Genomic DNA, 12,176 nt, shown 5'->3' on the forward strand with positions numbered 1-12,176 from the left:
TTCATTCGTCCACATCGGCGGTCTCCGCGAGAATCAGACCGCCTCATTGAATCACAAGCGATTCATCCGATTCAACTTGTCTTCGGACCGACACTTAGGTGGCACGAATATTTCTGGCTCCTTGGGAGATCGATATCTGTCGTTTTTGAAGGAAAATTCAGAGGGTGCCGGGAATCGATCCGATCTTGTCTCATACTTTTTTCAGCGGACATTTTTCCTTTTGTCGTCGCGCGGGGCGGCAGGTCTTGTTGCAACAAATACAATCAGCCAAGGAGACACAAGAGAAGCTGGGCCATTGTATGTGTTGAGGCACGGAGGGATTATTTATCGTGCAATAAAGCGATTCTACTGGCCCGGTGAGGCAGCTGTTATTGCTTCAATCGTCCATTTTACTAAGGTTAAAAGCGATATAAAAAAATTTATCGACGATCGACGGTGCGATTATATAAATAGCTACCTTCTAAATTCGAGTCATGAAGGCTCTCCTCATCGCCTTGTACGAAATATAGATAAAACATATAAGGGGTTAGACATTTATGGTTCTGGATTCCTGTTTGACGATACCGATAGAACTGGCGCATCGAGCGGATTGGCTGAGATGAGTCGAATTTTATCGGCTCGACCAGAATCGCAATCTCGTATATTTCCATATATTGGAGGCCAGGAAGTCAATTCCGACCCCACACAAACTCCTCATCGTTTCGTTTTTGATATCAATGATCTGGATGAACAGCATGCATGGCAGCAGTTCCCGGAATTGATGGACATAGCTGAGCAAAAAGTCAAACCAGAGCGCGCGAAATTGAGAGACAACGTTGATGGGCGGCGTTTGCAAGCGAACTGGTGGCGCTTTAATAGAACAAGAAACGAGCTGTTCTCGAAAATTGCCTTTATGCAAAGAGTAGTGGTAACATGCCGCGTATCTCCGCAGTTTAGCATGGTGTTCATATCAAGCAAGTTAAAATTTGCTGATAGTATAGTTGTGTTTATATCTGACGATGATGGCTTTTTTGCAGTAGTTCAGTCCCGCGCTCACGAAGTCTGGGCTAGATTTTTTGCGTCTTCGTTGAAGGACGATCTGCGTTATACCCCGTCTGACTGCTTCGAGACCTTCCCCTTTCCGCAGGGCTATGAGACCGACGCCGCGCTCGAAGCGATCGGCCAAGCCTATCACGACCATCGCGCCGCGCTGATGATCGCGGCCGATGAGGGGATGACCAAGACCTATAACCGCTTCCACAAATCCGATGAGCGCGGCGAGCCGATCCGCCGCCTGCGCGAGCTGCATGACGAGATGGATCGCGCCGTGCTGCGCGCCTATGGCTGGGACGATCTCGCCGAGGAGCTGCGCCCTGAGTTCCTGACCGAGGAGACCGAGGACGACCACACCTATCAGAACCGCTATTTCTGGCCGGCCGAGCAGCGCGACCGCGTGCTCGCCCGCTTGCTGGCGCTGAACGCCGAGCGCCACGCCGAGGAGGTCGCTGCCGGCCGCGCGCCCGAGCGCGCCGCGCGCCGCTCCGCCGAGGAGGCGGACGAAGCGCAGGATGCTCTCGATCTGTCGTGATTCGCCAAGGTGTCGGCAATCTGGTGAAGGTTTTCTCAAGCCGAAGGGTGCGGAGGAGGCTTTGAACGAGAAAACCTTCTTCATGGGATTTGGAACTCGGGTCCTGTCCTTGACGGCGGCTCGCACGACTCCGATGTCTCGAAATGTTCATGCAAAAGCAGGGGGCGGATAGATGTCGGGAAAAGTTGCGGCTTTCGCACACTACGGCGTGATTTTGAGAAACGATCAATGGAGCTGGTCAGGACTGACCCCATCGGGTGAGGTCGTACTCGCTCTTTGGCAGGATGAATTTTGTTACAAAGATAGCCCAGTTTCATACAGTCCAGACTCTAAGACATTGCCTCTTTGGAGAGACCGCCCTGGCAATAGAGAGAGAATTTCCAATCTCATTTGTGCCCGCGACAATTGGGGAGGTCGGTTTAGGGTCGTTGTCTTGAAAGCTGTGAACATCACAGCCGACCCACGAAAAATCGAGGAAGCGTATCCTCGTCCAAACATGATAATGCGGTTGTCCGAACTGAACGAAGAAACTGGGGAGTTCCGAGCGCATTTGGTGGAAGGTATATAACGCTCCTAAAATGGATGTGCCCTGCAACGCATGACCGGGTTCGCCCTCACAGTCGTGTACCCGAGATAATTCGGTGCAAGCCATAAAACTCAAACTGAGACACCGCCGGAACTCGGGATTCGGAGACGGCGGCTACGTCCCTCGCATGAATGAGGGAGGTTGTTGTCTTCCGAGGGTTGTCCCGATGTCGCGCGCGCCATTTGCGCGCCCCCGGCCTGGTGATACAGTCCCGGCCGGTTCGGATTTATGAAATGAACGAAATCGCTTTCCCGTCTCCCGCCGCCTCCGAGATCGCGCCGAAAGATCGTCTTTCCGACCTGCCGAAGCCGGGCTCTCCGGTCGAGGCGCGCGATCGTCTCATCGAGCTTCTGCGCCGCGATCTCGTCGGCCCGCATCCCGATCTCGACCCCGATCTCGCGCGCGAAATTCTCTCTGGCGTCAATCCCTCGACCTGGTATCTCACCGGCTATCTCGGCCCCCGCCGCGACGCCCCCACGGCGAGAGCCCCAGAATCGGAGGCCGCGGAGGAGGAGAGCGCCGAATTGCGGCTCGAGGCCCAACGCGGCAGCGAGAGCATGGAGCTTGGCGCGCCCGGAGGCGCCGGCTCCGAGGACGGCGCCGCCTCCGAGCGGCCGCCGGTGCGCTCCTTCGCCGCCTCTTCGCTCGGCCTCACCGTGCTGCTGCCGCGCGACGCGAAAGAATTGCAGGTCCGCGTGACCTGGGGCGACTATGTGACCGAGCCGCGGCTCGACGACGCCGTCTTCCTCCCCGCCGCGCGGGAAAGCGCCGAGGCGAAGGGCGAGAAGCCGAAATTTCCCGCCGCCAATGAGGTCGATTGGCGGCGCATCCCCCGCGAGGAGCGGCTGACGCTGCCGATCCGCGCCGGCGACGAGGCGGTGAGCGTGATCGTGCCGGACAGCGCTGCGCCCATGGCGCCGGGCGGCGGTCTCGAGCTCGTCGTCTCCGTCCGCGAGACAGCGACGGCCGGCATAGACGGGGTGAGGCGCGAGCTGCTGGCCGTATCGGTGTTCCTCGTCAACAAGCGCGCGCGGACGCTGAGCCGTTTCGGCGATGTGGCCTTCTGCTTCCAGGCGAGATTGCAGCTCGATTTCACCGGCGGCTTCGCGCCGCGCGACGACCGCGCCTCCTATGATGCACGGGACCCCGACGAGCGGCTCGCCGATCTCCATTATTGCGACGTCTATTCCTACGCCGTCGGCCACAATAGCTCGGGCGATTGGGCGCCGGCCGTCGAGGGGCGCGTCACCAGCGTCTTCACCAATCCGCTACCGGCGCAGGAGGTGGAGAAGCTCGGCTCGGACATTCCCCTCGCCGGCGTCGAGCGCAGCATGGAGAGATTGGCCGAGGCCGCCGAAGATGTCGCGGCCCTCAATGCCGCGCTCGCCGCTCTGCCGGTCGAATATGCGCTCTGGGCGAAGAGCCAAGCGACGCTCGTCGATCCACTCGACGGCGTGCGGCGGCGCGAGACGGCGCAGACCTGCCTCGCCGGCATAGAGACGGCGCGCCGGCGCATCGAGGCCGGCATTGCGCTGCTGAAAAAAGACGCGATGAGCCGCGAGGCCTTCGGCGTCATGAATCGCGCCATGGCGCTCTCCAATCGGCGCCGCGCCATCGCCGAAGGCAAGCCGCCGAAAGAACCGAGCTGGCGCCTGTTCCAGCTCGCCTTCATCCTGCTCAATCTCGACGGGCTGGTCGATCCGACTCATGAAGATCGCGCGATCGTCGATCTCCTGTTCTTTCCGACGGGCGGCGGCAAGACCGAGGCCTATCTCGGCCTCGCCGCCTTCGCCATCGCCCGCCGCCGGCTCGCCAATCCCGGCTATGAAGGAGCCGGACTGTCGGTGGTCATGCGCTATACGCTGCGGCTGCTGACGCTCGATCAGCTCCAGCGCGCCGCCGGCCTCGTCTGCGCGCTGGAATTGGAGCGCAAGGAACGCAAGCGGCTCGGCGATTGGGAGATCGAGATCGGTCTGTGGGTCGGCTCCGCCGCGACGCCGAACCGTCTCGGCGCGGCCAGGAACCGAAAGCCCGGCACGGCGGTGTTCTGGCTCGACGAGCATCGCAAAGGGCGCGGCCCGGCGCCGGCGCCCCTGAAATCCTGCCCCTGGTGCGGAACGGATTTCGTCAAGGACAGCTTCCGGTTTCATCCCAACGCCTCGACGCCGCACCGGCTCGACATCTACTGCTATGGCGAGGATTGCGCATTTTCCGATACGCGCCTGCCGATCGTCGTCGTCGATGAGGAAATCTACCGCCGCCTGCCGGCCTTCATGATCGCGACAGTCGACAAATTCGCCAATGTGCCCTGGGAGGGCCGCACCGGTGCGTTCTTCGGCCATGTCGAGCGGCGCGACGAGCTCGGCTTCTACGGCGCCGACGAGCCCCGCGGCGGTCGGCCGATCGGCTGCGAATTGCGTCCGATCGATCTCATCATCCAGGACGAGCTGCATCTCATTTCGGGTCCGCTCGGCACCATCGCCGGGCTCTATGAAACGGCCTTCGATCTGCTCGCCTCGCGGCAGATCAATGGCGAAAGGCGCGGGCCAAAAATCGTCGCATCGACCGCGACGGTCCGCCGCGCCGAAGCGCAAATTCGCAATCTCTTCGGCCGCGACCGAACGGCGATCTTTCCGCCGCCGGGCGTCCAGCGCAGCGATTCCTTCTTCGCCAAAGCGGATCGGGAAACGCCGTCGCGCCTCTATCTCGGCGTCGCTTCGCCGGGGCGCGGCCCCAAGCTCGTCTTTCTGCGCAGCTTGCAAACTCTGCTCGCCGGCGCCGCGGCTCTGTCTTCAGGCGGCGTCGACGATCCGGCCGATCCCTATCTGACGGCGCTGTGCTATTTCAACGCCCTGCGGGAGCTCGGCGGCGCGCGCCGCATCGTCGACGACGAGGTGCGCGCGCATCTCACCTCCTATGGCCGCAGCCGCATCCGCCGCGAGCCGATCGGCGCGCCTTTCGCGGACCGCACTCTGCGCGAGATTCAGGAGCTCACCTCGCGCTACAGCACGGACCAAGTGTCCGAAGCCCGCAAGCGCCTCGGCTATCCGGCGCGCGACAAGAACGCCGTTGATGTGGCGCTCGCGACCAATATGATCTCGGTCGGTCTCGATATCGGCCGGCTCGGTCTGATGGTCGTCCAGGGACAGCCGAAGACGGCGGCGGAGTATATTCAGGCCACCTCGCGCGTTGGGCGCGAATTCCTGAAGCCGGGCCTCGTCGTCACGCTGCTGAACATCCACAAGCCGCGCGACCGAACGCATTACGAACAGTTCCGCTCCTTCCACATGAGCTTCTATCGCGCCGTGGAGGCGACGAGCGTCACGCCCTTCGCGCCACGCGCGCTCGATCGCGCTTTGGCCGCGATGCTCGTCGCGGCCGCGCGGCATGTCGAGCCCGATCTCACCCCCAATGACGCCGCCGCGCGCATCGCCGCCAACGCCGGCGCCTATCAACGCGTTCGCGATGCGCTCGAGGCAAAGATGCGAACGGCCGGACAGGATGAGAACGCGCTGCAAATATGCCTCGCGCGCCTCGATGAGCTCCGCGACACATGGGCGCGCTTCGCCGATCGACTGACCGCGAACGGCGGCGATTTCGCCTATGCGAATGAGGAAGCGGTCCGCCGTCTGCTGCAAGCGCCGTTCGAGCGGCAACCCAATATGGAGCCCGAGCGCGAATGGTTCGTCGCCGCGCGCTCGATGCGCGACACCGAGCCTGTTTCCCTAATGAAGCTGAGATCGCCGGACGGCTCTCCCTTTATGACCGCGAACGCAAAATGACAGATGTTACGCAGACGTTCAGCCAGCTCCTGCTGACCTATGGTCCCGGCGCCATGCTCGACCTTCCCGAGCATGCGGTCGTGGTGGGAGGCCTACAGGATTGGCGTTTCGGGCCGAGTTGGCGTCCGATCGAGGAGGAGCGTCTCGTCGCGCTCTTGCGGCAACAGCTCGGCGGAAAGCTGAGCTCAAGCTTTCAGGGTTTGCGCCAGCCTCCGGTGTTCGACGAGGAACGACGCGACGCCAATGCGCCCGGCGTCGAGGTACGGCTGTTTCCGACATGGTTCGTCGTCGACGACGCCGATGGCGACAAGGGCGACGGCCAAGCGCCGACGACGGAAAAGCGCAGGCGAATCGTCGAGTTCGCAGACCTGACCGTGAACAGCCTCGGCAAGCTGAGCTACAGGGGCGACTCCCAGAAATCCCAGGTCAACCCGATCCGCTTCGTTGGCGCCTGCGCGAGGGGGCATCTCCAGGATATCGACTGGCGCCGGCTGGCGCATCGCAACGGCGACCACAGTTGCCGCAAGCCAATGTTCTGGGTCGAACGGGGAGTCAGCTCCGATCCCTCTGACATTTCGGTGCGCTGCACTTGCGGCGCCTCGGTAACGCTGGCCGATCTCTATAAGCCGAAATTTCTCGGCGGCTGCACTTGCCAGAGCCCCTGGCTGACGCCGCGCCGCACCGCCGAAGAAAAGTGCGACGAAAGCCTGCATCTACTGCCTCGATCTGCGACCAATACTTATTTCGCGCAGACCGTGAACCTGATCTCGTTGATAAAATCCGACGACCGCGTGCGGCAGACGATCGCCGAACATCGATCGACGATCGACGGCATTCGGGTCCTGCCGAATTTCTTGCAGGTCTTGCGGATGATCCCGCAGACGAAGGAGGCGTTCAAAGACTTTTCCGACGCCGAGATCATGAGTGCCCTCGAAGCCGGAGACGCAGTCGAGGCGGGACACGTCGACAATCCCAAGATCCCCGAATTCGATCTTCTCGCCTCGGGCGCTCCCGTGCTCGGTCGACCGGAGGCCGGCTCGCATCTCTATGCCGAGACGCTTCCGCGCGACAGCCTCGGCCTCACAGCCCCTTGGGACGCGTTCCTTCAGAATGTCGTCAAGGTGCATCGGCTGCGCGAGGTGATCTGCCTCTATGGTTTCACGCGCCTCGACCCGCCGCCGACGGCCGGCGAATGCGAGCTCGAGGAAATTCAGCTCAACGTCGATTGCGCGGATCTCGCCAGAAGCGTCGAATGGCTCCCGGCCGTCGAGCAATTCGGCGAAGGGATTTTCCTTCATATTTCCGCCCCGTTCGTCAACGAGTGGCGGGAACGCTCCGAGACGAAAGACATCTCGGATCAGTTCTGCCACCGCGAGGACAAAGACGCTCAGCGCTTCGGCCGGCCGCCAAAGCATCTCGGCGTGGCCTATTGGGCGCTTCACTCGCTTTCGCATGCGTTCATGGCGGAACTCGCGCTCGAATGCGGCTACCCGCTCTCCTCTCTCAAGGAGAGGGTCTATTCCAGCAGCGCAGCCCAACCCGATCGCTTCGGCATTCTCATCTATACGTCCGCCGCGGGCGGTCAGGGCACTTTAGGCGGCCTGAGCGAACGTGCGCACGACATCGGTGCGCTCCTCGCTAGAGCGGCAAGCCGCCTTTCGCTGTGCTCCAACGACCCAGTCTGCGCGGAACAGGCCCGTGGAAACGAGGACTACCCGCTACAAGGCGCGGCATGCCACGCGTGTTTGCTGGTGCCGGAAACCTCCTGCGAGGCCCGAAACGGACGCCTGGATCGCAGCCTGCTCGTCCATACCGTTCTGGGGCAAGGCTCTCCATTACTGGGTTCCAATAAGGTGCAGGCCTAACAATTTGAATACTACCGACTTCGCTCACCCAGCCGGGCCACGGCCCCTGACGCGCCGCTCGGCGAGACAAAGGGTCGGGCCGCGCAGCTCCGCATCGTCGATCCGCTGACGCGAAGGAGAAGCGCCCGTTTTTAGCTCGGAAAGCCGCCGCTCTTCAGTCGGGGCTTCGCCCCTCCTTTCAAGCGGCGCTCGCGGACGCCCTAACCGGCCAAGATAATTGTCGGAGAACCGGCCAACTTAATTGTCGCTGCGCAGGTGGAAGTCCTTCACGGGGTAAGGCTATTCATTGCGACGCCCAAGACGCTGCTGGGGAGCTGGCTAATCACCGAAGCCTCGTTTTAAATGTTTTCCTCGGCGTTCTGCTCGGCGGTCGCGGCGTCGATGAAATCGCACCACTCCCTCATGATCGCCCATGCCTTCTTGCCCACGGTGGAAAACGCATAGAATTCTGCCGTGATATCCTCGCCATCCATATCCTCGCGCTTTCCGTGATCGAGGATAAGACCGACGTCGCCCGTGGTGTATCCCGCGGCTTTCCGGAAGGTCGTCCCGAGCGCACGGCGCATGTCGTGCGGGGACGCCTCGCAGCCGGGGACTTCCGCGAAAAAATGCGATAGCGACGATTCATGGAGCGTCGTCACCTCTGATCCTGCTCGTCGGGATCGCGCCCCCGGAAACAGATAGGGAGAGTCGTCCGATAGGGCCATCGCCCGTTTGACGACGGCCCACGCGGAAGGCGGCAGCGGCACGATATGGACGCCGACGTCGTGGCCTCGGCGCGCCGCCATCGACGCCGATTTCCGGTGCGCCGGTCCAATCCTCCACAGCGCTGTGCCATCCTTCAAATCCTCGAAATCCACGCACCGCGCGTGGGCGACGGCGCGGACGCGCTGGACGGTATATATGACCAGCATGGACGCCAACCGGTCTCGCTCGGCTACAACGGCAGCTGCGAGATCTCGTTTCGTTGCGTCCTTCGCCGGCTGTGGAACCGGGCGAGAAAACCATCGTGCAAGCCGTCCGATCTCATCCCGGTCGGGGACATGTGTGGACGCCTCGGCGTCGTCGTCCTCGACGAGCGATCTCTCCGGCGTCGAGAGGTCGCGCATTTCGTGGGGATCGACGCCCGTCTTGGACCGCATGTCGTCGCGTGCCAAAAATTTCCACATGCCTCTCACCGCCGTGGCGACAGTCTCCGCTTGGCGTTCGTGAGATTTGTGGATTTTTGCAATAGTTCCAGCCATTTCTGTGCGTTTAATGTCGCGCACCGGCCTGTCCAAAAGCTTTTGGAAATCCCGGCGCCGAAGGCTGTTTACATAGTCCGCCGCCGTTTTTTCGCGCCGCGTCCGCCGCAGCTCGGCACCGTATTCCTCGATTGCCGCTCGATAGGAAATGGACGGCGGCGCCGGGCGGTTTTCCATAGTGCGACGCACGTACTTTACACCGGCGCGATTTAGTCTCCACGTTTTAAAAAACGCATTGAATTCGTTGTCTATATAGTCTGGGGTGTAGCCATCAAAGGCTCGAACGATGGCTCGAAATTTATCTGCGACATGCCGCGCTTCATCGAGCGTCAAATCGTTCCCGAGATCGCGCCTACGATGCGAGAACGCCCGTCCTGGTGACCAACGGATCTCCCAACGCCACGACGACTTTCTGACACGAAGAATGAGGCCGGGGCAGGCGTCGTCGCGGTATTCTTTGTCCGCAGCCGCCTTTATGAGGCCTTCAACGATTTTGACTGTCAGCTTCATGGGAGCCAAATAGCACCGGGGCAACAATGGGGCAACACGTCTTAGAGCAAGTCAGGCCGCGCCGGATAAGCCGTTCCATGGTAAATATTGAGAAATAATGAACTTTTTAACCATAAATCTGGAACATTTGCCCCGGAAATGCAGTAGAGCAACTGATTTGTAATCAGTAGGTCGCGGGTTCGAATCCTGCAACCGCACCAATTAAATCAATAACTTGTGTGACGGAAGGTGGTTGATGAAAATTATACCGGACCCGTAGCGGACCTGCTGGTCGAGCTTCCACCTACCCTCACTTTTCCTACGGGGCGAATTCGGCGTCCATCGTTTGGAACGGAGGCTTTGTTCGCTGGTTGGCACGTGTTTATTGGTCGCTTACGATACGAAGTGACCACATCGGGCTAAGCCTCTCTCATTTGTTGACTTATATGGCAACGATCCCTACCTTATGCCTTCGAGGAGCGCTGCAGAAGGTAACCGTCGACCTCGGTCGACGGGAGATTCCCGTCCGGGCCTTCTATGCCTTTCCGCATGTCATCGAGTGGCTCGAAAAAATGCTTCCGACGCTTGAATCTGTCCTAGACGAAGGCAGGCAAAGCCCAGCTGAGCAGGTCGACTTCCTCCTCTACGATTTCATCAGAGGAGCCGACCTTTGCCATTATAAGCGTGCTCACATTATGGTGCCTAGCGAATGCGGAGTCTTCGAAATCAAGACAGCGGATATAAGGTTTTTCGGCTGGTTTCCTGCAGTGGACAACTTCATTGCGGCGGACGTGGTCACGGCTGTTTTCTGCAAGGAACGCGGCCTTTACGACGGTTACCGGGATCAGGTTCGACGACGAAGGGACCTCTTAGATCTCGATGTGCCCAAGTTTCTGAGCGGGGGGATTTTCGATGTCCTTTCTTCTTAAGCTCGACCCGCGCCAACGGAAGGCTGGCCGCTTCATCGGCAGGGTGCGAGACGAAATAATCAAGGCTTTCACGAGCGAAAAGCAAGCGCGTGGTTTGACTCAAGAGCAAGTTGCGCAGGCTCTCGGGATCCATCGCTCACAAGTGAATCGCATTTTAAAAGGCGAAGAAAACCTGACTCTGAGAACGATCTCTGATCTGGCGTGGGCTCTGGACCGGGAAATTGTCTTCCGACTCGAAAAGCCTGAGTCGGTCCCAGGCCAGAACCACGGTGCGGAGCAGCCCGTTGTCGAAAAGCGCCATGTCGGAATTCACTGGCCGCGTACCACCGTAACTCACGTGCAGTCAACCGGACCGACGAGTGTTGTAGAGTCGGCGCTTTAGGAAGTCAGAAATGGAACCAACTGGTTATACCATTTTTTGTGACGACATTCGGTCGGAAGTGGGCGGAAAAATTTCGTTAATTGGCTGCTATAGTGGGGTCATGCTGGTTAGTGGTCATTTTCCAATAATAATTCCAAAATTCGGTCTCTCAATTACCTGTATTTCAGCTATGGAAAAACTAAGGCAGTTCGAGATTAAAGTCTTTTTGCCTTTGGATCCGGATGACAAGCCGTCCATAGCGGAGAATATTGCATTGCCTCCTGATGGAGTGGATGCGTTTGAGCCGTTTGTTCCCGACAGTGATCCAGATGTGTTGAGGCTTGCATTCGTAACGCGTAACTTCATTCTATCTCCACTTGAAATACGAGCGGAAGGAAACATCAAAGTTCGCATTGTTCATAATGAAAGATTGGTCAAGGCTGGAGCGCTGCGAGTTCTCTTAGCGCCTTCCGCCGAACAGCTGAATCCTACCAAAATGTAATTCTTTTCCACTTCTCGCAGGCGCTGCATCCGGCGTCGGGGAGGCGGACAAGGCTTCTCGACGTCAACGCCATGCCGGCTCCGGCACCTAACTCGGTCTCTATGCGGTTGAACGCCTCGATATATTTCAGCTTCCAGCGAAGCGCCTTCTCGCCGGTGTTCGCTCAGGTGCTCGAGGTTTCTCGGTTAGCTACGGCCCCTTCAGCTCGCTGCACCAAGAGTCGACCCAAGTCCCTTTCCCGGTCAGCATCCGCGCCCGATCGGACTCGGCCTGGTCATAGCCGCAGCGGTAGGCGCGCCCCGCCGCTATCCTGACGTTCATCGGGAACATGTCCTGCTCGACCTGCTCATAGACCTCGCGCTCCCACTGCACGCCATGGCGATGACCTGCGTGCCAAGCCGTAGCGAAAAGTACCGCCCATAGCGCGGCTTTTCCAATCCTCTTCCACATGATTCCGATCCTTCAAGAAAAGCAGCCTGTGAAACGAAGGCCTCTCACTTCCTAGGCCGAAATGGAGTGACCTCGGCCGTGAATGACCGCTTGTGGCCTCATTGACGTCGTATAAGCTGTAACTGTAGCATTTAGGTTGATTAATGGTTGTGTTTCAGAGAGGGCGCATGTCGATCTGTGCAATCATCCGCGCTGCAGCGTTTGCCGCGCCGGCTTGCTTCCTCGTCGCCTGTCACACGGGCGGGCGAGAGACGGGCGGTTTGGAGCCGGTCTATGTCGCGATCATCGATGCGGCCTATTCACCCCGTATCCCTACGCCGTGGGCCGCCTTTTCAAAATCGAGGGAATAGAGCGAAGCTGCGCAGCTAAGTCGGCTTTATGAGCGAGGCAAGCTGCACAGC

General features: G+C 59.7%; 7 protein-coding genes. 5 read left to right on the forward strand and 2 right to left on the reverse strand.

Annotated features, from left to right (window positions below; translation table 11 throughout):
- The 3 genes from EDE12_RS22175 to EDE12_RS21300 form a co-directional block, all read left to right on the forward strand.
- A partial coding sequence (locus tag EDE12_RS22175) for a type IIL restriction-modification enzyme MmeI (RefSeq protein WP_348630690.1) occupies positions 1 to 1,567 on the forward strand: 1,567 nt, incomplete at its 5' end.
- A gap of 819 nt (positions 1,568 to 2,386) precedes the next feature.
- Positions 2,387 to 5,935, forward strand: coding sequence for a DISARM system helicase DrmA (gene drmA, locus EDE12_RS21295; protein WP_134188293.1), 3,549 nt, complete (start codon positions 2,387 to 2,389; stop codon positions 5,933 to 5,935).
- Positions 5,833 to 7,800, forward strand: a complete 1,968-nt coding sequence (locus EDE12_RS21300; protein ID WP_084768555.1) for a DUF1998 domain-containing protein — start codon at positions 5,833 to 5,835, stop codon at positions 7,798 to 7,800. The genes drmA and EDE12_RS21300 overlap by 103 nt, the downstream gene beginning before the upstream one ends.
- A gap of 338 nt (positions 7,801 to 8,138) precedes the next feature.
- On the opposite strand, the gene EDE12_RS21305 is transcribed toward EDE12_RS21300, so the two are convergent.
- Positions 8,139 to 9,554 carry an integrase family protein gene (locus EDE12_RS21305; protein WP_134188294.1) on the reverse strand — a complete coding sequence of 472 codons (1,416 nt, stop codon included), beginning with the start codon at positions 9,552 to 9,554 and terminating at the stop codon, positions 8,139 to 8,141.
- A gap of 891 nt (positions 9,555 to 10,445) precedes the next feature.
- Here EDE12_RS21305 and EDE12_RS21310 point away from each other — a divergent pair.
- Positions 10,446 to 10,844, forward strand: a complete 399-nt coding sequence (locus EDE12_RS21310; RefSeq protein ID WP_083967480.1) for a helix-turn-helix transcriptional regulator — start codon at positions 10,446 to 10,448, stop codon at positions 10,842 to 10,844.
- Positions 10,845 to 10,854: 10 nt separating this feature from the next.
- A complete protein-coding gene (locus EDE12_RS21315) occupies positions 10,855 to 11,325 on the forward strand; it encodes a hypothetical protein (protein ID WP_134188295.1) in 471 nt (156 codons plus the stop codon).
- A gap of 189 nt (positions 11,326 to 11,514) precedes the next feature.
- On the opposite strand, the gene EDE12_RS21320 is transcribed toward EDE12_RS21315, so the two are convergent.
- Positions 11,515 to 11,775, reverse strand: a complete 261-nt coding sequence (locus EDE12_RS21320) for a hypothetical protein (protein WP_064034065.1) — start codon at positions 11,773 to 11,775, stop codon at positions 11,515 to 11,517.
- Positions 11,776 to 12,176 lie beyond the last annotated feature (401 nt).

The sequence above is a fragment of the Methylosinus sp. sav-2 genome, from assembly GCF_004366495.1.
In the GTDB taxonomy this organism is placed as follows: Bacteria; Pseudomonadota; Alphaproteobacteria; order Rhizobiales; family Beijerinckiaceae; genus Methylosinus.